Here is a 23,690-nt window from a genome sequence, read left to right as displayed (position 1 = left end):
TGAGAGGTGTGAACCGGATCATCATGCTGGCAATCCGATAAGCGTCAATTGCGCCACCACCCCCGCCTCTGCCACAATCGCGAATAATTATCGTTAGTTAACGCATTCTTTCCCGGGGATCGCTTCTTGACGCCTGCGCACAGTCCACATGCCGAGCTGGTCGGAGCGCTGTATCGCGACCATCGCACCTGGCTGCTGGCCTGGTTGCAGCGCAGCACCGCCTGCCGTCAGCGCGCCGAAGACCTGAGCCAGGACACCTTCGTGCGCCTGCTCGGTCGCGAGCGCCTGGACGCCCCCCGCGAACCCCGCGCCTTCCTGGTCGCCGTGGCCAAGGGCCTGCTGTTCGACCACTTCCGCCGCGCCGCCCTCGAGCAGGCCTACCTCGCCGAGCTGGCCCTGCTGCCCGAGGCCGAACACCCGTCGCCCGAGCAGCAGCACCTGATCCTCGAGGACCTCAAGGCCATCGACCGCCTGCTGGGCAAGCTGTCGAGCAAGGCCCGCGCGGCCTTCCTGTACAACCGCCTGGACGGTCTGGGCCACGCCGAGATCGCCGAACGCCTCGGGGTGTCGGTGTCCCGCGTGCGCCAGTACCTCGCCCAGGGCCTGCGCCAGTGCTATGTCGCCCTCTATGGAGAGCCGACATGAACCAGGCCCCGGTTTCCAGCCAGGTGCTGGAAGCGGCCATCGCCTGGAAGCTGTGCCTGGACGAAGGTAGCGGTACCCCGGACGAACGCAACGAATTCATGCGTTGGCACGCCGCCCACGAGGAGCACGCCCGCGCCTGGTTGCAACTGGGCATGCTCGACCGGCGCGTCAACGCCGCCGCCGGCCCGGTGCGCCACACCCTGCTGCAATCACGGGCCGGGCTGCGCCAGCGCCTTGGTGGCCTGGCCAGCATGCTGCTGCTCGGCGGGCTGCTCACCTGGGCCGCAGCGCCGACCCTGTCGCCGACCTACTGGCTGGCCGATCAGCGCACCGGCACCGGCGAGCTGCGCACCCTGCGCCTGGAGGACGGCACCTTGCTGAGCCTGAACAGCCAGAGCGCGGTGGACATCGATTTCCGCGGCGAGCAGCGGCTGATCGTGCTGCATCGTGGCGAAATCTCGGTGGAAACCGGCCACAAGGACAGCCGTCCGCTGCTGGTGCGCACCGAGGATGGCCGCCTGCGCCCGCTGGGCACGCGCTTCCTGGTCAAGCGCGAGGAGTCCGGCACGCGCCTGGAGGTGCTGCAGGCCTCGGTGGCCGCCAAGCCGCAGAACAGTGGCGACGAACAGGTGCTGCGCGAAGGCCAGCAGGTACTGATGAACGCCGACGGCCTAGGCCGGGTCGGCTCCGTGGCGGTCGGCAGCGATGCCTGGACCCGCGGCATGCTGGTGGTGGACAACGTGCGCCTGGCCGACCTGGTGGCCGCGCTCGGCCAGTACCGCAGCGGCCACCTGGGGGTCAGCGACGAGGTCGCCGACCTGCGCGTGAGCGGCAGCTTCCCGCTGACCGACACCGACCTGGCCCTGGCCTCGCTGCAGCCGGCGCTACCGGTGAAGATCGAGCGGCATACGCCGTGGTGGGTGACCGTCTCCGCCAGATAAGCGCTGCGTGCCGCCCTTCGCGGGTAAACCCGCTCCCACAGGGATCGCGCCAGATTCTAAAAATTGAGCAAGACAGTTGCTCCCACAGGGAATGCATCAAACCTGTGGGAGCGGGTTTACCCGCGAAGAAGCCAAGGCGATATAGCGCTGAGCGCCGCTCGTGCCAACCCTGTCAGATATTTTTTCAAAAGACCCTGTCACTTTCCCAATCTCGCTCGGCAAGGAAGCAGTCAGCACTATTTCGTCGAGGAGCCGCTGCATGTCCCGTGCCGTTGATGCTTTGCTTCGCCCCAGCCTGATGGCCCTGGCCATCGGCCTGGCCGCACCGTTGGCCAGCACCACCCTGTTCGCCGCCGAACAGGCCGCCCTGCGTGCCTACGACCTGCCCAGCGCACCGCTGGCCAGCACCCTGAACCAGATCGCCAGCCAGGCCGGGATCGCCCTGGCGCTGGATCCGGCACTGGTCAGCGGGCGCAAATCGGCGCCGGTCAGTGGCCAGTACGACGCGGTCGGCGCCCTGCAGGCCGCCCTGCGCGATACCGGTCTGCAACTGCAGCAGAGCAGCGCCGGCAGCTACAGTCTGGTGGCGGTGAGCGAAGGCACCCTGGCGCTGCCGGAAACCAACATCAACGCCAACAGCAGCTTTGAGAGCGCCTGGGGCCCGGTGGAAGGCTACACCGCCAAGCGCACCGCCGCCGGCACCAAGACCGACACCGCGCTGGTCGAGGTCCCACGCTCCATTTCCGTCGCCACCCGCCAGCAGATGAGCGACCGCGGCGTGCAAAGCCTGGATGACGCGGTGAAGTACATGCCGGGTATCGTCTCGGCCAGTTTCGGCAGCGACACCCGCTATGACTGGATGCGCGTGCGCGGCTTCGAGCCGACCCAGTTCCTCGACGGCCTGCCCCTGCCCCGCGGCGTGTATGCCAACCCGAAAGCCGAAACCTGGAACCTCGACCGCCTTGCGCTGCTGCGTGGCCCGGCCTCGTCGGTGTATGGCCAGACCCCGCCCGGCGGTCTGCTGGACATGGTCAGCCGCCGCCCCCAGGCCGAGAGCAGCCACGAGATCCAACTGCAGTACGGCAGCGACAACCACCGCCAGATCAACTTCGCCAGCACCGGCAAGCTCGATGAGCAGGGCCAGTTCCTCTATGGCGTCAGCGGCGTGGTACGCGACAGCGGCACGCAGATCGACCATATCGATAACAAGCGCTACAACATCGCCCCGAGCCTGACCTGGAACATCGACGAAGACACCTCGCTGACCTTCCTCAGCCAGTTCACCCGCGACGACACCGGCGCCACCAGCCAGTTCTACCCGATCCAAGGCACCAAGATCGACATGCCATTCGGCAAGGTCTCCCGCCACAAGAACCTGGGTGACCCGGATTACGACTACTACGACCGCACCTATTACGCGCTGGGTTATGCCTTCGAACATCGTTTCAACGATGTCTGGCAGTTCCGCCAGAACCTGCGTTACACCAAGTCGGAGCTTTCGTTCCAGACCATTACGGTCAGCAGCTACAACAAAGACTACCTCCCGGTCACCGATGACGGCATTGCCAACCGCATGTCCACCAACACCGAGGAGAATATCGGCCAGTTCGCGGTCGACAACAACTTCCAGGCCGACTTCGCCACCGGTGCCGTCAGCCATACCGTGTTGATTGGCCTGGACCACCAGCGCACCAATCACGACTACCTGGCGATCTATGGCTTCGATGTGCCGCCGATCGACGTCAACAACCCGGCTTATGGCCTGCCGATCACCCGCCCCGCGCGCTCCTCGGCCTATTACGATTACAACCAGAAGACGGTGCAGACCGGCCTCTATATCCAGGACCAGATGGCACTCGACAACTGGCGCCTGACCCTGGGCGGGCGACAGGACTGGGTCCACACCGGCACCAAGTTCTTCAACAAGGGTGATGCCACCAACACCCAGCGCGACAGCAAGTTCAGTGGCAACGCGGCGATCAGCTACGTCTTCGACTCCGGCCTGGTGCCCTACCTGTCCTATGCCGAATCCTTCCAGCCGGCCAGCAGCGCAGACGCGGACCCGGAAAAGACGTTCAAGCCGACCGAAGGCGAGCAATGGGAGCTGGGCATCAAGTACCAGCCACCAGGCTCCAACACCCTGCTCTCTGCCGCGGTGTACGACCTGACCCAGAAGAACGTCCAGGTCACCAACAACATCGGTGGCACGCCGGTCACCAGCCAGACCGGTGAAGTGAAAGTCCATGGCCTGGAGCTTGAGGCTGTCTCCGACGTCACCGACAACCTGAAAGTGATCGCCGCCTACACCCTGGCCAAGTCCGAAGTCCAGAAAGGGCCGTACAAAGGCAACCGCCTGCAACAGATGCCCAACCAGCAGGCCTCCCTGTGGACCGACTACACCTGGCATACCGGTGTGCTTGACGGCTTCGGCATTGGCCTGGGCGCACGCTACACCGGCAACCGCTACGGTGACGAAGCCAACACCTGGCTCGGCAAGAGCAAGGCCTACACGGTGTTCGACGCCGCCGTGCACTACGACCTGGGCCGCCTGGACAACAGCCTCAAGGGCGCCTCGGTGGCGATCAACGCCAGCAACCTGCTGAACAAGGACTACCTCTCGACCTGCGACGGCTACTACTGCTACTACGGCGACCAGCGCAGTGTCGTCGCCAGCGCCACCTACAAGTTCTGAGTGGCCATCGCGGGTCAGGTCCGCTCCTGCAGATCGTGGGAGCGGGCTTGACCCGCGATTGCGTAAGGAGCCGTGATGAAAAGCCAAACCATCCGCCGCTGGTCAGCGATCCACACCTGGAGCAGCCTGGTCTGCACGCTGTTCCTGTTGCTGCTCGCCCTCACCGGCCTGCCGCTGATCTTCCACCACGAGCTGGAGCACTTGCTCGGCGACGCGCCGCAACTGCGCGAGATGCCCGCCGACACCCCGCACCTGGACCTGCAGCAGCTGGTGCTCAAGGCCGAACAGCACCGCCCCGGCGAGGTGATGCAGTACTTCGGATACGAAGAGGACGAGCCCAACGGCGTGGTCACGATCATGGCCGCCACCGCCGGCACCCATCCCGACGACTCGCACACCTTCATGCTCGACGCGCGCACCGGCGAGGCCGTGGCCATGCCGGCAGCCAACGGCGGCTTCATGATGCTGATGCTGCGCCTGCACGTGGACATGTTCGCCGGGTTGCCCGGCAAGCTGCTGCTGGCGTTCATGGGGGTGCTGTTCATTGTCGCCATCGTCTCCGGCACCGTGCTCTACGCGCCGTTCATGCGCCGTCTGCGCTTCGCCACGGTCCGCCACGACAAGTCGCGGCGCCTGCGCTGGCTGGACCTGCACAACCTGATCGGCGTGGTCACCCTGACCTGGGCCCTGGTGGTCGGCGTCACCGGGGTGATCAGCGCCCTGTCCGACCTGGTGATCGCCGCCTGGCGCAACGACAGCCTGGCGGCCATGGTCGCGCCCTACCGCGACGCACCGCCGCTCACCGAACGCGCCTCGGCCACGCAGCTGCTGAAGATCGCCGAACAGGCCGCGCCTGGCATGCGCCCGGACTTCATCGCCTTCCCCGGCACACGCTTCTCCAGCGAGCACCACTACGCGGTGTTCATGAATGGCGCCACGAACCTGACCTCGCACCTGTTCACGCCGATCCTGATCGATGCGCGCACCCTGGAGGTGACCGCCGTGGGCGAACGCCCGTGGTACATGGACGCCATGGGCCTGTCGCAGCCCCTGCACTTCGGCGACTACGGCGGCCGGCCGATGCAGATCCTCTGGGCCGTGCTCGATGTGCTGACCATCATCGTGCTGGGCAGCGGCCTGTACCTGTGGTGGGGTAAGCAACGCAAGGCACGGGAGGTGCGGGCATGAGCCACAAGTCGCAAAGCACCCGCAGGATCTTCGCCTGGCCGGCGCTGATCGCCGTGCTCAGTGCGGCCGGGCTGTTTGCCGCACTGCTCGGGGATGGGATGTGGGATATGCTGGCCTGGGTGGGGCTGGGCGTTTCGGCCGGCCTGGGCCTGAGTGGGTTCTGGCGGCGGTAGGCAGCTCACATGGAACTGCACATGACTCATTGATTCAGCAGGGACCTGTAGGAGCGGCCTTGTGCCGCGAAAGGGCTGCGAAGCAGCCCCGGGATTTCAGCGTTGTGGCAAAGATCGCCGGGGCCGCTTCGCAGCCCTTTCGCGGCACAAGGCCGCTCCTACAGGGATCGCGTCAACCGATCATTCAATCAGCCAACCGCGGCAACACCTGGTCCAGCCGCTGATGCAGCGCGCTGTCCCTCGGCCAGTTGCGCAGCAGCCGCGCCCGGTCCCGGGCGAAGGCCGGGGCGAAGCTGAGCTGGGTGGCGTGCTGGCACATGGCGTCGAGGTCGATCAGCGACCATTGGCCGTCCTGCCAGAACAGGTTGTGGCCCTTGAAGTCGCCATGGCTGATACGCTCGCGGATCAGTTGCTGCATCACCCGAGCCAGGGCCTCGACCTGCTCGTCAGGCGCCTCGCCGCTTTCCACGTAGGGCGCGAAGCATTCGATCAGGTCCGGCCCGTCGGCGTACTCGGTTACCAGGTAGGCCGTGCTGCGCAGCCCCATCACCCGCTGCTCCAGCACCGCCAGGGGGCGAGGCGTGGCGATGTCGAGAAACCCCAGGCGGTGGCCTTCGATCCACGAATGCCAGGCCCGGCTCGGGCGCCAGAAGCGCTTGAACCAGTGGGCGGTGTTCTTGATGTTGTAGCGCTTTAGCACCAACTTGCGCCCGGCCACCTCGATACGCGCCACGCTGGCCGCGCCACCGGTCTTGTACAGATACCCCTGGTCGATCAGCGTATCGGCCTGCTCCAGCACCGGGCGCATCGCCTCTACTTCGTTACGGCAAATCGCTCGCAGCCCGGACAGGTTGCGCTCGACGCTGAACAGGGTGCATTCGCGACCGGCCTTTTCCAGGTAATCCTTCAGGCGCCAGGCGCGCACCTTGTCCACCTGCTTGTGCAGCGCTTCCAGCGGCAGCGCGTGCTCGGCGTTGGCCAGCACATAGTGCACCAGCGCTTCCTCGATGAACGGCTCCAGGCGTTTGGGCAACTGGGCGAAGAACACCCCGAGGTTTTCCAGCACGCGCTGGCGCGACAGCTGCTGACCGGGGGTCTCGGCCTTGATGCCGGCGCCGTCGATCAGGTACAGCTGGCCGTCCTGGCGTAGCAGGTTGTCCAGGTGCAGGTCCTCCTGCCACAGGCCCTTGGCGTGCATCTGCGCCACGGCGGTGAGGGCCTCGCCCAGCACCAGGTGCTGCTCGTCGGCCAGCATCGGCAATTGCTCCACCCGGGCCCAGGCGTCGCCCAGGCTTTCGGCATGGTCGAGGTATTCGAACAATACCCAGCCGCCCTCGCCTTCCTTCAGGCCATCGGCCAGCAGGCGTGGGGTGGTCAGGCCTTGTTCGGCCATCAGCAGGGCACCATCGCGCTCGCGCTGGAAGTGCCGGGCGGCATTGCCGCCGACCAGCAGCTTGGCCAGCACCTTGGTGCCACGCCAGATACCCGCGCCGACATAACGCTGGCCCGGCAGCACGCGCAACAGGTTGAGCAGCTGCAGGTCGGCGCTGCCCGCGGCGTCGGCGAGGGTGACGGTCAGCGGCAGGCTAGGGCTGCGCCCGGCCTCCTTCAATTCGCTCAGGCGCATCAGCGGGCCTCTTTGTGACGACGGCGTTGGGTCAGGCGTTGCAGCCAGGTGGATACCAGGGCGCTGTCCGCCGGCTGCTCCAGGTAGGCCGCCAGCAGCACGCGCACGTCCGCTTCGTCCCAGGCCCGGGCGCGGCGCAGCAACGGCTCCAGATCCTTGACCCGGTCGCGCATGCCGAACAGCAGCGGACGGGTCTTTTCCAGGTCGATCAGCTGGGCCTGCCAGCCCTCGCGGCGCTCACGCAGGAAGATGTGCTTGGGGTAGAAGCAGCCGTGCATCTGCCCGGCGCCGTGCAGGGTGCGGGCCAGCCGCCCACAGGCCTGGAGGATCGCCTGGCGCTGCGGCGCGTCCATCTGCGCCCAACGGCCGAGCAGTTGCTCGAGGTCGGTCCACTCGTCCAGCGCCCGGGTCATGAGGATCGCCCGGTGCTCGCCAGCTTGCTTGCGCTCGCCATAGAACACCGCCTGCAGGGCGGGGATGTCGAGCTTCTGGTAGCGGCTGATGTTGCGAAACTCGCGGGCGAAGGTCGGCTCGCCGAAGGGCCGCTGCAGGCTGCGGGTGAAGTAGTCGCTCTGGCGCTTGAGGTAGAAACCCTTGCCCTCGAGCTCCAGGCGGAACACGCTGCTCCAGCCGCCACGGCCGGTATTGGGTTCGTCCACGGCGTCCAGCTGCAGGGCCCACAGCGCCTCGAAGTCGCTCAGCCCGTGCCGTTGCAGCAGCGCCTGGTCGGCACTGGCCAGGTAATCGGTCATTCCCTTCCCTCGAAAAAGCCCAGCACCTGGCGAATGCGCTTCTTGTCACGGGCGTTCAGACGCGCGTGTCCGCGGTATTGCAGGTAGAAGCGCAGGCGCTGGGTCGCCGACAGGTGGTACTTGGCCACCTTGTCCAGGCACGCCAGATCCTTGATCAGCCTGTGGCGCAGCATGAAGCCGCGCCAGAAGTCGCCGGTCGGGCAGTCGATGAAGAATAGCGTGCCCTGGTCGTCGACCAGCAGGTTGCGCCATTTCAGGTCGTTGTGGGCGAAATGATGATCGTGCATCACCCGGGTGTGGCGTGCCAGCTGGCGGCTGACGTGATCGACCCAGGCGCTGTCGCGCAGACGCGGATCATTGCGTTCGGCCAACGCCGAGAGGTCCTCGGTGCGCGGCAGTTCGCGGGTGATCATTGCCCCGCGGCCAAAGGCCAGGCCCTGGCGCTCGAGCCCCCAGGCGACCACATCGGCGGTGGGGATGCCCCACTTGGCGAACTGCTTGAGGTTCTGCCACTCGGCCTTGACCCGCGGCCGGCCCAGGTAGCGGCGCATGTGCTTGCCGGCGCCGGTGTAGCGTTTGACGTAGTAGTTGACGCCATCGCGCTCGATGCGGATGACCTCGCTCAGCGGGTCGCGGGTCAGGCGTTCGCCCTGGATGGCGAACACCGCGTCGACACTGCCGAAATCGGCCGCCAGGTGCGCATACTCGGGCGCCAGGTTCCAGCTCGCCATCAGAGTGCGTCCCCGTAACGTTGCTTGCGGTCGTAGAGTTTCTGCGCCTTGCGCTCCAGCCAGGCGAGTAGCGCGGCTTCGTCCTTGAGCACCTGGCGCAACGGGCGCTGGAAGTAGCCGCGCAGGAAGCGCAGCTTGTCGCGGCGGGTCAGGCCGATGTCCAGGGCCGAGAAATACAGGGCGGCCAGGTCCTTGTCGCGCCAGCGACGGGTGATCTTCGCCCGGGTCTGGGCGCGGTGCAGGTCGATCACCGACAGTTTGAAGTCTTCCGGCGTCACCGGGCGGTCGGTGTGCAGCAGGAAGTGGCAGATGTAACAGTCGCGGTGGTTGACCCCTGCGCGGTGCATGCCGCCGGTCATCTTCGCCACTTCGGCGATCAGCGCGCGCTTCAGGCGCGGCGCTGGCGGCTGCTTGACCCAGTCGATGCTGAAGTCTTCCAGGCTGACGGTGGGCGCCAGCTCCTCGGTAACGATGAACGAGTGCTGGGTGGCCGGGTTGCTGCCATGCTCGCCGTAGGCCACTGCGGTCATGGTCGGCACACCGGCTTCATGCAGGCGCTGGATGGCCCGCCATTCCTGGCCGGCGCCGAGCACCGGCAGCTTGGCGCTGAACAGGTTCTTGAAGATCTCGCCCCAGCCGATGCCGCGGTGGATCTTGACGAAGAAGCCCGCGCCATCGACCTCGGTGCGCAGGGTGCGACGGCCTTCCAGCTCGCGGTACACCTCGCCCTGCAGGGCCTCGACGGCCTCGAAGGGATCGCGCCCGGCCCACAGGCGCTTGAACGGTTCGGCCAGTATCAGCTTCATGCGGTCTCCTGACCGAGGATCACGTCGGCGGCATGCTGCGGCATGCTGTACAGGTCGGCGGTCTCGGCGAAGGCCACACCGTTGTCCGACCAGGCCGCGCGGGCCCCGGCGTCTTCGAGCATGCGTTGCAGGTAGCGGTTCAGCTGCTCCTGCTCGAACGGCTCGTCCAGCACCAGGCCGCTATCGGCCTCGGCGATGTAGTGGGCATAGCCGCAAACCTTCGACACCAGCACCGGCAGGCCGGCGACCAGCGCCTCAAGCAGCACGGTGCCGGTGTTCTCGTTGTAGGCCGGGTGGATCAGCAGGTCGGCACCGAGCAGGAAACGCGGAATATCGCTGCGCCCCTTGAGGAACTGCACCTGCTCGCCCAGGCCGAGCGCCGTGCTCTGCACCTGGAACAGCTTGGGATCGTCCTGGCCGATGACCATCAGCCTGGTACGCTTGCGCAGGGCTGACGGCAACGCCGCCAGGGCCTTCAGGCTGCGGTCCACGCCCTTGGTCTTGAAGCCCGAGCCGATCTGCACCAGCAGCAGCTCGTCGTCGGCCAGGCCGAACTCCTGGCGGAAATCAGCGCGAATGGCCGCGGCGTCGGCCGGACGGCGGCGGTCCTGGGAAATGCCCGGCGGCAGCAGGTGGAAGCGCGCCTCGGGGGTGCCGTAGTGCTTGATGAACAGCGGCTGCTGCACCTCGGAGATCATCAGGATCTCGGTACGCGCATCCTCCGCGAACACCGCCCGCTCGTACTCAGCGAAATGGCGGTAGCGACCCCAGCGGCGGTACAGGCCGCCGCGCAGGGTCTGGGCCTTGTCCTCGAAACAGCCGTCGGCGGCGTAGTAGACGTCCAGGCCGGGCATCTTGTTGAAGCCGATCAGGCGATCGACCGGGCGCTTGGCCAGGTCGGCTTCCATCCAGGCGCTGAGCTTCTCGTTGCGGCGGTGGTTGAACAGCGCCTTGACCGGCGCCACCAGCACCTCGAAGCCCGGCGGAATGTCACCTTCCCAGATCAGCGTGTACACGCGGATCTGGTGACCACGCTTCTGGCACTCGAGGGCGATGCGCATAAAGTCGCGCTGCAGCCCGCCAAAGGGGAAATACTTGTAGAGCACAAAAGCCAGTTGCATCAACGAACATCCTCAGCCAGCAGCAGCGCGCTCAAGCGGCCCGCCACATGCTCGGGATTCAGGCGAGTGAAGCACAGCGGCCACTCGCGTTTGAGATCGAACCGGCGCAGGTCCTCGGCGCTCGGTTTGTAGGTGCACTTCTTCTGCAAGCACGGGGCGCAGGGGAAGTTGCTCGCCTGGTGGATCTGGGCGCGTCCGTAGGCGCCAGTCAGACCAGGGTTGGTGGGGCCGAACAGCGAGATGGTCGGCACGTCCAGCGCGGCGGCCAGGTGGCCGAGGCCAGTGTCCACCGCCACGCAGGCCTTGGCCGCCGCCAGCACGCGGGCAACGCCGACAAGATTCAACTTGGGGAGCACCTGGCAGTTGTTCAAGCCCTGGGCGATGCGCTCGGCACGGGCCTTTTCCGCCGGGTTGCCCCAGGGCAGCATCACCTGCAGCTTGCGTCGGCCCATGCGCTCGGCCAGCTCGCGCCAGTAGGCCTCCGGCCAGTGCTTGGTGGCCCAGGTAGTACCGTGCAGGAACACCACGTAGGGCGCGGCAGGCGGCAGTTGCAAACGGTTGAGGTCCAGGCCGTAGTCGCCCAGCCCTTCCGGCAGGTCGTAGGCCAGGGCCAGGGCGAACAGCTGGCGCACCCGTTCCACGGCATGCTGGCCGACGGCGACCGACAGGCGCCGGTTGTAGAAGCGGCTGGCCCAGCCCTCACGGGCCGAGTAACGGTCCAGGCCGGCCACCGGCGCTTTCACGTAACGCGTCAGCCAGGCCGACTTGACCAGGCCCTGGGCGTCGATTACCAGGTCGTACTTGTGCTCGCGCAGGCGTTGCTTGAAGGCTTTCCACTCACCGCTCTTGAGCGTCTGCCAGATATTCTTGCGCCAGCGGCGGATCGCCACCGGGATCACCCGGTCGACCGCCGGATGCCAGCTGGGAATCTCGGCGAAGCCTTCTTCCACCACCCAGTCGAAACGGATGCCGGGGATGGCGTGGGCGGCGTCGGTGAGCGCCGGCAGGGTGTGGATGACATCGCCCAGGGACGAGGTCTTGATGATCAGTACCCGCACTCAGTCGACCTCGGCCACGGTATCGCTCAGGTTAGGCCCGCCCAGGCCCTGCAGCGCGGCAATGACCTTGGCCGGCTCCAGCAGGCGCAGGCAGTTGTAGTGGCCGAAGCGGCAGGTGCGCTCGAAGCAGGGGCTGCACTCGATACCGGTGCGCACCACTTCCACCTGGTCGGCCAGCGGCGGGGTGAAGCCCGGCGAGGTCGAGCCGTACACCGCCACCAGCGGGCGGTTGAGGGCGGCGGCCACATGCATCAGGCCAGAGTCGTTGGACACCACCGCATCGGCGCAGGACATCAGGTCGATGGCCTCGGCCAGCGAGGTTTCGCCCGCCAGGTTGCAGGACTCCTCGCGCAGCCCGGGGATAAGCCGGTCGCGGATCTGCTCGCCCACCGGGTGGTCGTTCTTCGAACCGAACAGCCACACCTGCCAGCCCTGGCGGATCATTGCGTCGGCCACCTCGGCGTAGTGCTCGGCCGGCCAGCGCTTGGCCTCACCGAACTCGGCGCCAGGGCACAGCGCCAGCACCGGGCGGTCCAGCGCCAGGCCGAACTTGGCCAGGGCCGCTTCGCGGCTGGCGGCTTCGATTTGCAGGCTCGGACGCGGGTAAGGCTTGGGCAGCTCGGCATCCGGTGCGTAGGCCAGGGCCATGAAGCGCTCGATCATCAGCGGATAGCGGGCCTTGTCCAGCTTGCGCACGTCGTTGAGCAGCAGGTAGCGCATCTCGCCGCGCCAGCCGGTGCGCTTGGGGATACCGGCGAAATACGGCACCAGCGCCGACTTGAGCGAGTTGGGCAGCAGGATCGCCTGGTCGTACTGGCCGGCCAGCGACTTGCCGATGCGCCGGCGCGTGGCCAGCTCCAGCGCGCCGTGGCCGAGCGGGAAGCTCAGGGCCTGGCGCACCTCGGGCATGCGCTCGAGGATCGGCCGGCTCCACTCGGGGGCCAGGACGTCGATCACGCAGTCGGGGTGCTGCTGTTTGAGGCACTGGAACAGGGTCTGCGCCATCACCATGTCGCCGACCCAGCTGGGGCCAATGATCAGTATTCTCATGCTTTATCCAGAAACATTCGGGGAGGCTGCAGGCTGCGCTACAACCTGGCCTCCCCTCTTTATATTCAGGCTATGTGGCGGACAGTGTACCACCGGTGGTGAGGCATGAACCTTTGGGGCTACTTTGCAGCCCTTTCGCGGCACAAGGCCGCTCCTACAGGGAACGCAATCCCTTGTAGGAGCGGCCTTGTGCCGCGAAAGGGCCGCACAGTGGCCCCAACAATTTCAAGTCAGACCCAGTCCACCCCAGATCCGCCTTACCTCACGACGCTCATCGACAAACTGCGCCGCATCGATCACCCCGGCCTGCTTCTGCAGGGCCTGACGGTGCGACGCCGAACGGAACGCCTTGTACACCTCGCGCAGCAGCACGGCGTCGGCGGCGGACATCAGCCCGGCCTGTTCCAGCTCTTCGAGGATACGGATGTTGTCGGTCCAGCGCAGTATGGCCGGATGGTCGTGGGACCAGGCCAAAGCGGCGTATTGCACCATAAATTCGATATCCACGATACCGCCGGCATCCTGCTTGATATCGAACGGCTGGCCGGCATCGAAGGCGTTGCCCGCGGTGCCGGCGGCAGTAGCCTTGGTGCCCAGGTTGTCGCGCATCTTGGCGCGCATTTCGCTGACTTCTACGCGCAGCTTGTCGAGGTCGCGAGGCTGGCCGAGGACCTGCGCCCGTACTGCCTCGAAGGCCGTCGCCACCTGCTTGCAACCCACCAATACGCGGGCCCGCACCAGGGCCTGGTGCTCCCAGGTCCAGGCCTCGTTCTGCTGGTAGCGCTCGAAGGCGCCCAGCGAGCTGACCAGCAGCCCCGAGGCGCCGGAGGGGCGCAGGCGCATGTCCACGTCGTAAAGCTGGCCGGAGTTGGTCTGGGTGGTCAGCAGGTGGATGATGCGCTGGCCCAGGCGGGTGTAGAACTGCGCGCTGTCGATGGGTTTGGCGCCGTCGGTTTCAGCGTTCGGATCGCCATCGTGGATGAACACCAGGTCCAGGTCCGAACCGTGGCCCAGCTCCAGGCCGCCGACCTTGCCGTAGCCGACAATGATGAAGCCCGGGTCGCACAGGCTGCCGTCGCTGCGCTTGGGCTGGCCGTGGCGCGCCACGGTCTGGCGCCAGGCCAGGGCCAGCACCTGGTCGAGAATCGCCTCGGCCAGCCAGGTCAGGTAGTCGCTGACCTTCATCAACGGCAGGTTGCCGCTGATCTCCGAGGCGGCCACGCGCAGGTTGTGGGCCAGCTTGAAGTGGCGCAGGGCCTCCATCTGCTGCTCCAGGTCGTCCTCGGGAATGCGCGTCAGGCGCTCGCGCAGCTCGGCGGCCAGCTCTGGCGCCAGCGGCGGGCTGAACAAGCGGCCCTCGTTGAGCAGCTCGTCGAGCAGCAGCGGGTAGCGGGCCATCTGCTCGGCGATCCACGGGCTGGCGGCGCACAGGGTCAGCAGGCGGCGCAGGGCGCCAGGGTTCTCGGTGAGCAGCACCAGGTAGGCCGAGCGCCGCGCCACGGCCTCGACCAATGGCAGCACCCGCTCCAGCACCAGGTCGGGGTTGTCGTGCTCGACCGCCTGGGCCAGCAGCCGCGGAATGAAGGCGTCCAGGCGCTCGCGACCGATACGCTGCATCGAGCGCAGGGTCGGGCTGGCCCGCAGCGCGGTCAGGCGGCGCAGGGCCTCGGCCGGCTGGCGGAAGCCGGCCTCCTCGAGCTGGCGGGAGGCCGCGTCTTCATCCTGGGCCTGCTCCCACAGCGGCGACCACTCGCCGCCGACCACCAGTTCGCCTTCGGTTTCGTCCTCATCCGGGTCGGCGATGACCTGGCGGAAATGCCAGTCGATGCGCCCACGCCAGTGCATCAATTGGCCGTGGAAGCTGTCCCAGTCGGCAAAGCCGAGCATGTAGGCGATACGCTCGCGGTCGGTCGGATCGTCCGGCAGCATCTGGGTCTGGCGGTCGGCGATGGCCTGGATCGCGTGCTCGGTGTAGCGCAGGAACTCATAGCCGTCGCGCAGCTCGGCGACCACGGCCGGCGGCAGGTAGCCCTGCCCTTCCAGGGTGGTCAGCACCTTGAGCAACGGCCGCTGCTGCAGGCTCAGGTCGCGCCCGCCGTGAATCAGCTGGAACGCCTGGGCGATGAATTCCACCTCGCGAATGCCGCCGGCACCGAGCTTGATGTTGTCGGCCATGCCCTTGCGCCGCACTTCCTGCTGGATCAGCTGCTTCATGGTGCGCAGCGCCTCGATGGCGGAGAAGTCCAGGTAGCGCCGGTAGACGAACGGCCGCAGCATCTCCTGCAACTGCGCGCCGGCTACCTGATCACCGGCGACCACCCGCGCCTTGATCATGGCGTAGCGCTCCCAGTCGCGCCCCTGGTCCTGGTAGTACTGCTCCAGGGCATTGAAGCTGAGCACCAGCGCGCCGGCCGAGCCATAGGGGCGCAGGCGCATGTCGACGCGGAACACGAAGCCGTCGACGGTGACCGGGTCGAGCGCCTTGATCAGGCGCTGGCCCAGGCGGGTGAAGAACTCCTGGTTGTCCAGCGAGCGCTTGACCCCTTCGGTTTCGCCGCCCTCGGGGAAGGCGAAGATCAGGTCGATGTCGGATGACAGGTTCAGCTCCACCGCGCCCAGCTTGCCCATGCCCAGCACCACCAGGTGCTGGGGCTGGCCGCTGCGGTTGCCGATGGGCGTGCCGAACTGCTGGCAGTGGCGCGGGTACAGCCATTGATAAGCTTCGTCGATGCTGGCGTCGGCCAGGTCGGACAGATCGCGGCAGGTTTCAGGCAACGCGGCCTGGCGGGTAATGTCGCGCCAGATGATGCGCAGTTGCTGGCGGTTGCGCTCGCGGCGCAGGTTGCGCGCCAGTTCGTCCTCGTTCTGGGCAGCCTGGGCCACGGCGTTGATCTGCGCACGCAGTTGGCCCGGCGCGAACGCCTGGTCCATCGCGCCGCTGGCCAGCAGTTCGAACAGCATCGTCGGATCACGCTGGGCCTGGGCCAGGACGAAGTCGCTGGCGGCGGCGACCTGGTCGAACTGACGGCGGTGCTCGGCGCTCAGGCTGTCCAGGGCCAGGCCAGGATGACCTGCCAGGGCATCGCGCAGGAATTGCTGGTTGCGAGCGACCAGCGGTTGGAGGGCGGCAGGCAGATCGAGCGGCAAAGGCAGGCGCATGGTCTATCCTTGATCGGCGTGAAAGAGAGCGGTTGCAGAGGTCAAACGGGGGTTGGACCACGGTTGGACTGTCGTACAAAAGTTGGAAATAGCTGAAATAATCAAAAATTTGGCAAAACCCATCAAGATTCACCTGCCATCGACACACCGCCAACCAACATGAACGTTTTTCCCCACAACCCGGGATGCGACCAAACGTCGCATTTGTGTAGTTTTACTACTACTCATGACCTGCCAAAGCATGAAATGAGAAAGCATTTGTAGTAAAACTACACCGCGCCGGATGACTGTCCGGTAATCCAAGAATTCACGACGTCTGCCCATAAGGCCAGTCGCAAACTCAGGCCATCGATTCTGGTGGCCTTTCCGCCCTGGAGCAAGCCATGCAAGACCTCGATCCAATCGAAACCCAGGAATGGCTGGATGCCCTGGAGTCGGTCCTCGACAAAGAAGGCGAAGACCGCGCTCATTACCTGATGACCCGTATGGGCGAGCTGGCCACCCGTAGTGGCTCCCAGCTGCCGTATGCCATCACCACGCCGTACCGCAACACCATCCCTGTCACCCACGAAGCACGCATGCCTGGCGACCTGTTCATGGAACGCCGCATCCGCTCGATGGTGCGTTGGAACGCCCTGGCCATGGTCATGCGCACCAACCTGAAAGACTCGGACCTGGGCGGACACATCTCCAGCTTCGCCTCCAGCGCCACCCTGTACGACATCGGCTTCAACTACTTCTTCCAGGCCCCGACCGACGAACACGGCGGCGACCTGATCTTCTTCCAGGGCCACGCTTCGCCAGGCGTCTACGCCCGCGCCTTCATGGAAGGCCGCATCAACGAAGAGCAGATGAACAACTTCCGTCAGGAAGTGGACGGCAAAGGCCTGTCTTCGTACCCGCACCCGTGGCTGATGCCTGACTTCTGGCAGTTCCCGACCGTATCGATGGGCCTGGGCCCGATCCAGGCGATCTACCAGGCACGCTTCATGAAGTACCTGGAAGCCCGTGGCTTCATCCCGGCCGGCAAGCAGAAGGTCTGGTGCTTCATGGGCGACGGCGAGTGCGACGAGCCGGAATCCCTGGGCGCGATCGCCCTGGCCGGCCGCGAGAAGCTGGACAACCTGATCTTCGTCATCAACTGCAACCTGCAGCGCCTCGACGGCCCGGTTCGCGGCAACGGCAAGATCATCCAGGAACTCGAAGGCGTGTTCCGAGGCGGTGGCTGGAACGTCAACAAAGTCGTCTGGGGCCGTTTCTGGGACCCACTGCTGGCCAAGGATACCAACGGTGCCCTGCAGCGCCGCATGGACGAGGTCATCGACGGCGAGTACCAGAACTACAAAGCCAAAGATGGCGCGTACGTTCGTGAAAACTTCTTCAACACCCCAGAGCTCAAGGCCATGGTCGAAGACCTGTCCGACGACGAGATCTGGAAGCTCAACCGTGGCGGCCACGACCCGTACAAGGTCTACGCGGCGTACCACCAGGCCGTGAACCACAAAGAGCAGCCGACCGTCATCCTGGCCAAGACCATCAAGGGTTACGGTACCGGTGCCGGCGAAGCCAAGAACACCGCGCACAACACCAAGAAGGTCGACGTCGACAGCCTGCGTCACTTCCGTGACCGCTTCGACATCCCGGTCAAGGATGCGGATCTGGAGAACCTGCCGTTCTTCAAGCCGGAAGAAGGTTCCGCCGAAGCCAAGTACCTGGCCGAACGCCGTGCCGCCCTGGGCGGTTTCGTGCCACAGCGCCGCGCCAAGAGCTTCAGCGTGCCAACCCCGCCACTGGAAACGCTGAAAGCGATCCTGGACGGCTCGGGCGACCGCGAAATCTCCACCACCATGGCCTTCGTGCGCATCCTGGCGCAGCTGGTCAAGGACAAGGACATCGGCCAGCGCATCGTCCCGATCATCCCGGACGAAGCCCGTACCTTCGGTATGGAAGGCATGTTCCGCCAGCTGGGCATCTACTCGTCGGTCGGCCAGCTCTACGAGCCAGTCGATAAAGACCAGGTGATGTTCTACCGCGAGGACAAGAAGGGCCAGATCCTCGAGGAAGGCATCAACGAAGCCGGCGCCATGTCGTCGTTCATCGCTGCCGGTACCTCGTACAGCTGCCACAACCAGCCGATGCTGCCGTTCTACATCTTCTACTCGATGTTCGGCTTCCAGCGCATTGGCGACCTGGCCTGGGCCGCCGGCGACAGCCGCACCCGTGGCTTCCTGATCGGCGGTACCGCCGGCCGTACCACCCTCAACGGTGAAGGCCTGCAGCACGAAGACGGTCACAGCCACATGATGGCGGGCACCATCCCGAACTGCCGCACCTACGATCCGACCTACGGCTACGAGCTGGCGGTGATCATCCAGGACGGCATGAAGAAGATGACCGAAGAGCAACAGGACATCTTCTACTACATCACCGTGATGAACGAATCCTACCAGCAGCCTGCCATGCCGGCCGGTGTCGAGGAAGGCATCATCAAGGGCATGTACCTGCTGGAAGAAGACACCCGCGAAGCCGCGCACCACGTACAGCTGATGGGCTCCGGCACCATCCTGCGCGAAGTCCGCGAGGCCGCGAAGATCCTGCGTGAAGAGTTCAACGTCGGCGCCGACGTGTGGAGCGTCACCAGCTTCAACGAACTGCGTCGCGACGGCCTGGCCGTGGAACGCGCCAACCGCCTCAAGCCTGGCCAGAAGCCTCAGAAGACCTACGTCGAAGAGTGCCTGGCCGGTCGCAAGGGCCCGGTCATCGCCTCCACCGACTACATGAAGCTGTTCGCCGAGCAGATTCGCCAGTGGGTGCCGAGCAAAGAGTTCAAGGTCCTGGGTACCGACGGTTACGGTCGCAGCGACAGCCGCAAGAAGCTGCGTCACTTCTTCGAAGTCGACCGCCACTTCGTGGTGCTGGCTGCCCTGGAAGCCCTGGCTGACCGTGGCGAGATCGAACCCAAGGTTGTGGCTGACGCCATCGTCAAGTTCGGCATCGATCCGGACAAGCGCAACCCACTGGACTGCTGAGGAGTATTTTTAAGTGAGCGAACTCATTCGCGTACCTGACATCGGCAGCGGTGAAGGTGAAATCATCGAGCTGTTCGTCAAGGTCGGTGACCGTATCGAGGCTGACCAGAGCCTGCTGACCCTGGAGTCCGACAAGGCCTCCATGGAGATCCCCGCGCCGAAGGCCGGTGTGGTCAAGGAACTGAAGGTCAAGCTGGGCGACCGCCTGAAAGAAGGCGACGAGCTGCTGGTCCTGGAAGTCGAGGGCGCCGCTGCGGCGCCTGAGGCTCCGGCCGCCGCCGCTCCGACACCAGCTGCTGCCGCTTCAGCGCCGGCCGCTGAAGCCGCACCTGCGCCTGCCGCAGCCCCGGCTGCCGCCAGCGTGCAGGACATCCACGTGCCGGACATCGGCTCGTCGGGCAAGGCCAAGATCATCGAAGTGCTGGTCAAGGTCGGCGACACCGTCGAAGCCGACCAGTCGCTGATCACCCTGGAGTCCGACAAGGCCTCCATGGAAATCCCGTCGCCTAGCGCCGGCGTGATCGAAGCCGTGCTGTGCAAGCTGGAAGACGAAGTCGGCACCGGCGATCTGATCTTCAAGATCAAGGCCGCAGGCGCCGCCCCTGCAGCAGCGCCGGCTCCGGCCGCTGCTGCTCCGGCTGCCGCTGCTGCCCCAGCCGCTGCACCTGCCGCCGCTCCAGCTGCTGCACCTGCTCCAGCGCCGGTCGCCACCGCGCCGGCCGCCGGCAGCAACGCCAAGGTTCACGCAGGCCCGGCCGTTCGTCAGCTGGCCCGTGAATTCGGCGTCGAGCTGGGCGCAGTTGCCGCCACCGGCCCGCACGGCCGCATCCTCAAGGAAGACGTGCAGGTCTACGTCAAGGCGATGATGCAGAAGGCCAAGGAAGCGCCGGCAGCCGCCGGTGCGACCGGCGGCGCCGGCATCCCGCCGATCCCTGCCGTGGACTTCAGCAAGTTCGGTGAAGTGGAAGAAGTGGCCCTGACCCGCCTGATGCAGGTCGGTGCCGCCAACCTGCACCGCAGCTGGCTGAACGTGCCGCACGTGACCCAGTTCGACTCCGCCGACATCACCGAGCTGGAAGCCTTCCGCGTCGCGCAGAAGGCCGTGGCCGAGAAAGCGGGCGTCAAGCTGACCGTGCTGCCACTGCTGCTCAAGGCCTGCGCCTTCCTGCTCAAGGAACTGCCGGACTTCAACAGCTCGCTGGCGCCAAGCGGCAAGGCGATCATCCGCAAGAAGTACGTGCACATCGGCTTCGCCGTGGACACCCCGGACGGTCTGCTGGTCCCGGTGATCAAGAACGTCGACCAGAAGAGCCTGCTGCAACTGGCTGCCGAAGCTGCCGCGCTGGCCGAGAAAGCCCGCACCAAGAAGCTTTCGGCCGACGAGATGCAGGGCGCCTGCTTCACCATCTCCAGCCTCGGCCACATTGGCGGCACCGGCTTCACGCCGATCGTCAACGCGCCTGAGGTGGCGATCCTCGGTGTGTCCAAGGCGACCATGCAGCCGGTCTGGGACGGCAAGGCCTTCCAGCCGAAGCTGATGCTGCCACTGTCGCTGTCCTACGATCACCGTGTGATCAACGGCGCCGCCGCCGCGCGCTTCACCAAGCGCCTGGGCGACGTGCTGGGCGATATCCGCACCATGCTGCTGTAACGCAGCACGCTGCCCCTCCCTAGAGGGGCAGCCCCGTTTTCGAGCTGCCACGCTCGTACCTCAACCCCGCCAATTGGCGGGGCTTTTTTTTGCCTGGGATTGCTGGGAGGGCTTTGCCTCCTTTTCGCGGCGCAAGGCCGCTCCTACAGGGGGATGCGATCGTCTGCCGCCCGCCGGTCCTACAGATTCTGCAAGAACAGCCGACAACCTGTTCACAGCATCCCCCATGGCCGCTTGCCAGCCCACGGGACATGATGCAACCTTGCCCGATGCGCCGTGCTCCAGGCCGCGCCCCAGTTCAAGCGAGTCTTCGATGAAAAGCCAACCCGATGCCGCCAGCCGTGTGGCGGCCGAGGTCGTGACGCAGCTTCCCGTGCCCTCGCGGCTCGGTATGCTGCGTTTCGAGCGGCTGAACGAAGCCAGCTGGGCCATGCTCTACCTCGACCCGGCCTGCGACCGCCAGTTCGGCCTGCCCGCCGCCGAGCTCTGCGCCCTGATCGGCTCGCCCTACGCCAGCCTCATGGAGCCAGAAGCACGCTACAAGCTGCACGACGAGATCCAGCTGCAGCTGGCCCAGCACGGCTATTACCGGGTGCGCTACACCCTGCACGCCTGCCCGGCGCCACTGCGCCTGCTGGAGGTCGGGGAGAGCTACAAGCAGCACAATCGCCAATTGCTGCGCGGCTACCTGACGGTGTTCGACGACCACCGCCAGGACACCCCGGACCTCGACGCCAACGACCTGGAGTCACGCAACAACCGCCTGCAACTGGCCCTGCAACTGAACCAGCGCGCCCAGCAGGAGCAGCTCGAGCACCTGGACAGGGTGCGCGCCCAGCAGGACCTGATCCTGCGCCTGGCGCGCCAGCGCTACAGCATCGGCAACTCGCTGCTCGAAGCCGCCGAGCTGATCACCCGCAGCGCCTGCGAGATCTACAAGGTCGACTGCGCCAGCATCTGGTACCTGAACGACCAGCGCCTGGAGCCGATCAGCGCCTGGTACAGCCGCGACCAACAGCACCGCATGCCCGAGGCGATCGACGCCAGCCGCTTCCCGGACTACCTGGAAGCCCTGCACGCCAGCCGCGCCATCGACGCCCACAACGCCAGCCACGACCCGCGCACCCGCGAGATGGCCGAATCGCTGTACAGCACCGACGACAACGCCATGCTCGATGCCAGTATCCGCATCGACGGCCAGGTGGTCGGCGTGCTGTGCCTGGAGCAGACCGGCCAGCCTCGGGCCTGGCAGTCGGACGAGATCGCCTTCGCCGGCGAGCTGGCCGACCAATTCGCCCAGGTCATCAACAACCACAACCGGCGCACCGCCGCCAGCGCCCTGCACCTGTTCCAGCGCGCCGTGGAACAGAGCGCCAGCGCCTTCCTGCTGGTCAACCGCGACGGCGTGGTGGAATACGTCAACCCCAGCTTCACCGCGATCACCCAGTACAGCACCGAAGAGGTCCAGGGCCATCACCTGGCCGAACTGCCGGCGCTGGAAAACCTGAGCGAGCTGCTGTTCGACTCGCCGTCGAGCCTGGCCATGGGCAACAGCTGGCAGGGCGAGTTCAAGAGCCGGCGCAAGAACCTCGAGCCGTACTGGGGCCAGCTGTCGATCTCCAAGGTGTACGGCGACAACCGCGAGCTGACCCACTACATCGGCATCTACGAGGATGTCACCCAGACCAAGCTGGCCCAGCAGCGCATCGAGCGCCTGGCCTACACCGACAACCTGACCAACCTGGGCAACCGCCCGGCGTTCATCCGCAACCTCGACGAGCGCTTCGCCCGCGACAGCGCCAGCCCCATCTGCCTGCTGCTGGTGGACATCGACAACTTCAAGCGGATCAACGACAGCCTCGGCCACCAGACCGGCGACAAGCTTTTGATCAGCCTGGCCCGGCGCCTGCGCAACAGCCTGGCCAACGGCGGCAGCCTGGCGCGCTTCGCCAGCAACGAGTTCGCCGTGCTGCTCGACGACACCAGCCTGGAAGATGGCCAGGGTGTCGCCCACCAGCTGCTGCGTACCCTCGACAAACCAATGTTCGTCGACAACCAGCTGATCAACGTCACCGCCTCCGTGGGCCTGGCCTGCGCGCCGCTGCACGGCAGCGACCCGGCCACGCTGATGAAGAACGCCGGCCTGGCCCTGCACAAGGCCAAGGCCAACGGCAAGCACCAGGTCCAGGTGTTCACCGAAGTGCTCAACGCCGAGGCCAGCTACAAGCTGTTCGTCGAGAACAACCTGCGCCGCGCCCTGACCCAGAACGAACTGGAAGTGTTCTACCAGCCCAAGTTGTGCCTGCGCAGCGGCCGCCTGCTTGGCCTTGAGGCGCTGCTGCGCTGGAACCACCCCGAGCGCGGCATGATCCGCCCCGACCAGTTCATCAGCGTGGCCGAGGAAACCGGCCTGATCATCCCCATCGGCAAGTGGGTGGTGCGCCAGTCCTGCCGCATGAGCCAGCAACTGCGCGAGGCCGGCTTCGGCAACCTGCACGTGGCCATCAACCTGTCGCCCAAGCAGTTCTCCGACCCCGAGCTGGTCAGCTCGATCGGCAGCATCCTCAAGGAGGAAGCCCTGCCGCCGCACCTGCTGGAGCTGGAACTGACCGAAGGCCTGCTGCTGGAAGCCACCGAGGACACCCACCGTCAGCTCGACGAGCTCAAGGCCCTGGGCCTGGCCCTGGCCATGGACGACTTTGGCACCGGCTACTCGTCGCTGAGCTACCTGAAGAAGTTCCCGATCGACATCATCAAGATCGACCGCAGCTTCATCAACGAGATCCCCGACAACCAGGACGACATGGAGATCACCTCGGCGGTGGTGGCCATGGCCCACAACCTCAAGCTCAAGGTGGTCGCCGAAGGGATCGAGACCCCCGAGCAGCTGGCGTTCCTGCGCCGACACCGCTGCGACGTCGGCCAGGGCTACCTGTTCGACCGGCCGATTCCGGGGCGCGAGCTGAACGAGAAACTGCGCCGCTATCCTCGTGGTCCGGTGGACTGACAGCGGCGTAAAGCTCGGGCACTATAGACATCACTTGCCTGCCGGGGCTGCTTTGCAGCC

Annotated in this window: 16 protein-coding genes; 8 read left to right on the top strand and 8 right to left on the bottom strand. The window is 66.0% G+C overall.

Annotated elements, in window-relative coordinates; all coding sequences use genetic code 11:
• The first annotated feature begins 126 nt into the window (after positions 1 to 126).
• The 5 genes from NMG10_RS24460 (at position 127) to NMG10_RS24440 (ending at position 5,639) form a co-directional block, all read left to right on the top strand.
• Complete coding sequence (locus NMG10_RS24460) at positions 127 to 645, top strand: RNA polymerase sigma factor (protein WP_186712646.1); 519 nt, start codon at positions 127 to 129, stop codon at positions 643 to 645.
• The gene (locus tag NMG10_RS24455) at positions 642 to 1,586 is read left to right on the top strand and encodes a FecR domain-containing protein (protein ID WP_203649817.1); all 945 of its coding nucleotides are present in this window, start codon (positions 642 to 644) and stop codon (positions 1,584 to 1,586) included. The genes NMG10_RS24460 and NMG10_RS24455 overlap by 4 nt, the downstream gene beginning before the upstream one ends.
• A 259-nt stretch (positions 1,587 to 1,845) precedes the next feature.
• Positions 1,846 to 4,278 carry a TonB-dependent siderophore receptor gene (locus tag NMG10_RS24450; protein WP_254465284.1) on the top strand — a complete coding sequence of 811 codons (2,433 nt, stop codon included), beginning with the start codon at positions 1,846 to 1,848 and terminating at the stop codon, positions 4,276 to 4,278.
• 75 nt (positions 4,279 to 4,353) lie between these two features.
• Positions 4,354 to 5,466, top strand: coding sequence for a PepSY domain-containing protein (locus tag NMG10_RS24445; protein WP_232855046.1), 1,113 nt, complete (start codon positions 4,354 to 4,356; stop codon positions 5,464 to 5,466).
• Positions 5,463 to 5,639, top strand: coding sequence for a DUF4175 domain-containing protein (locus NMG10_RS24440; RefSeq protein ID WP_232855045.1), 177 nt, complete (start codon positions 5,463 to 5,465; stop codon positions 5,637 to 5,639). The genes NMG10_RS24445 and NMG10_RS24440 overlap by 4 nt, the downstream gene beginning before the upstream one ends.
• Positions 5,640 to 5,823: 184 nt before the next feature.
• Here NMG10_RS24440 and NMG10_RS24435 read toward each other — a convergent pair whose 3' ends face one another.
• From NMG10_RS24435 to glnE, 8 genes are all read right to left on the bottom strand, one after another.
• On the bottom strand, positions 5,824 to 7,266 hold the full coding sequence (locus NMG10_RS24435) for a lipopolysaccharide kinase InaA family protein (RefSeq protein WP_203649807.1): 1,443 nt from the start codon (positions 7,264 to 7,266) through the stop codon (positions 5,824 to 5,826).
• Entirely contained in the window at positions 7,266 to 8,018 is a 753-nt protein-coding gene (locus tag NMG10_RS24430) for a lipopolysaccharide kinase InaA family protein (RefSeq protein ID WP_203649805.1), read from the bottom strand. The genes NMG10_RS24435 and NMG10_RS24430 overlap by 1 nt, the downstream gene beginning before the upstream one ends.
• A complete protein-coding gene (locus tag NMG10_RS24425) occupies positions 8,015 to 8,749 on the bottom strand; it encodes a lipopolysaccharide kinase InaA family protein (protein WP_232855044.1) in 735 nt (244 codons plus the stop codon). The genes NMG10_RS24430 and NMG10_RS24425 overlap by 4 nt, the downstream gene beginning before the upstream one ends.
• Complete coding sequence (gene rfaP, locus NMG10_RS24420) at positions 8,749 to 9,555, bottom strand: lipopolysaccharide core heptose(I) kinase RfaP (RefSeq protein ID WP_203649794.1); 807 nt, start codon at positions 9,553 to 9,555, stop codon at positions 8,749 to 8,751. Before rfaP ends, NMG10_RS24425 begins: the two co-directional genes overlap by 1 nt.
• Entirely contained in the window at positions 9,552 to 10,676 is a 1,125-nt protein-coding gene (locus NMG10_RS24415) for a glycosyltransferase family 4 protein (protein ID WP_232855043.1), read from the bottom strand. Before NMG10_RS24415 ends, rfaP begins: the two co-directional genes overlap by 4 nt.
• Positions 10,676 to 11,734, bottom strand: a complete 1,059-nt coding sequence (gene waaC / locus NMG10_RS24410; protein ID WP_232855042.1) for a lipopolysaccharide heptosyltransferase I — start codon at positions 11,732 to 11,734, stop codon at positions 10,676 to 10,678. Before waaC ends, NMG10_RS24415 begins: the two co-directional genes overlap by 1 nt.
• Positions 11,735 to 12,784: a lipopolysaccharide heptosyltransferase II gene (waaF, locus tag NMG10_RS24405; RefSeq protein ID WP_254465283.1), complete on the bottom strand. Its 1,050-nt coding sequence runs from the start codon at positions 12,782 to 12,784 to the stop codon at positions 11,735 to 11,737.
• 225 nt (positions 12,785 to 13,009) lie between these two features.
• Positions 13,010 to 15,943, bottom strand: coding sequence for a bifunctional [glutamate--ammonia ligase]-adenylyl-L-tyrosine phosphorylase/[glutamate--ammonia-ligase] adenylyltransferase (gene glnE / locus NMG10_RS24400; RefSeq protein ID WP_254465282.1), 2,934 nt, complete (start codon positions 15,941 to 15,943; stop codon positions 13,010 to 13,012).
• A 383-nt stretch (positions 15,944 to 16,326) separates the two neighbouring features.
• On the opposite strand from glnE, the gene aceE reads away from it, so the two are divergent.
• The 3 genes from aceE (at position 16,327) to NMG10_RS24385 (ending at position 23,630) form a co-directional block, all read left to right on the top strand.
• Positions 16,327 to 18,972 carry a pyruvate dehydrogenase (acetyl-transferring), homodimeric type gene (gene aceE, locus NMG10_RS24395; protein WP_203649784.1) on the top strand — a complete coding sequence of 882 codons (2,646 nt, stop codon included), beginning with the start codon at positions 16,327 to 16,329 and terminating at the stop codon, positions 18,970 to 18,972.
• Positions 18,973 to 18,985: 13 nt separating this feature from the next.
• Entirely contained in the window at positions 18,986 to 20,623 is a 1,638-nt protein-coding gene (gene aceF, locus NMG10_RS24390; protein WP_254465281.1) for a dihydrolipoyllysine-residue acetyltransferase, read from the top strand.
• Positions 20,624 to 20,936: 313 nt separating this feature from the next.
• Positions 20,937 to 23,630, top strand: coding sequence for a bifunctional diguanylate cyclase/phosphodiesterase (locus NMG10_RS24385; protein ID WP_254465280.1), 2,694 nt, complete (start codon positions 20,937 to 20,939; stop codon positions 23,628 to 23,630).
• The last annotated feature ends 60 nt before the right edge of the window (positions 23,631 to 23,690 follow it).

This window comes from Pseudomonas sp. DVZ6, assembly GCF_024259445.1.
In the GTDB taxonomy this organism is placed as follows: domain Bacteria; phylum Pseudomonadota; class Gammaproteobacteria; order Pseudomonadales; family Pseudomonadaceae; genus Aquipseudomonas; species Aquipseudomonas peradeniyensis.
This window is presented reverse-complemented; position numbering and strand designations above follow the sequence as displayed.

Coding starts and splice junctions, on each gene's coding strand:
- NMG10_RS24455 (WP_203649817.1), top strand. CDS start 642: ATGAACCAGGCCCCGGTTTCCAGCCAGGTGCTGGAAGCGGCCATCGCC.
- NMG10_RS24450 (WP_254465284.1), top strand. CDS start 1,846: ATGTCCCGTGCCGTTGATGCTTTGCTTCGCCCCAGCCTGATGGCCCTG.
- NMG10_RS24445 (WP_232855046.1), top strand. CDS start 4,354: ATGAAAAGCCAAACCATCCGCCGCTGGTCAGCGATCCACACCTGGAGC.
- NMG10_RS24440 (WP_232855045.1), top strand. CDS start 5,463: ATGAGCCACAAGTCGCAAAGCACCCGCAGGATCTTCGCCTGGCCGGCG.
- NMG10_RS24435 (WP_203649807.1), bottom strand. CDS start 7,266: ATGCGCCTGAGCGAATTGAAGGAGGCCGGGCGCAGCCCTAGCCTGCCG.
- NMG10_RS24430 (WP_203649805.1), bottom strand. CDS start 8,018: ATGACCGATTACCTGGCCAGTGCCGACCAGGCGCTGCTGCAACGGCAC.
- NMG10_RS24425 (WP_232855044.1), bottom strand. CDS start 8,749: ATGGCGAGCTGGAACCTGGCGCCCGAGTATGCGCACCTGGCGGCCGAT.
- rfaP (WP_203649794.1), bottom strand. CDS start 9,555: ATGAAGCTGATACTGGCCGAACCGTTCAAGCGCCTGTGGGCCGGGCGC.
- NMG10_RS24415 (WP_232855043.1), bottom strand. CDS start 10,676: ATGCAACTGGCTTTTGTGCTCTACAAGTATTTCCCCTTTGGCGGGCTG.
- waaF (WP_254465283.1), bottom strand. CDS start 12,784: ATGAGAATACTGATCATTGGCCCCAGCTGGGTCGGCGACATGGTGATG.
- glnE (WP_254465282.1), bottom strand. CDS start 15,943: ATGCGCCTGCCTTTGCCGCTCGATCTGCCTGCCGCCCTCCAACCGCTG.
- aceE (WP_203649784.1), top strand. CDS start 16,327: ATGCAAGACCTCGATCCAATCGAAACCCAGGAATGGCTGGATGCCCTG.
- NMG10_RS24385 (WP_254465280.1), top strand. CDS start 20,937: ATGAAAAGCCAACCCGATGCCGCCAGCCGTGTGGCGGCCGAGGTCGTG.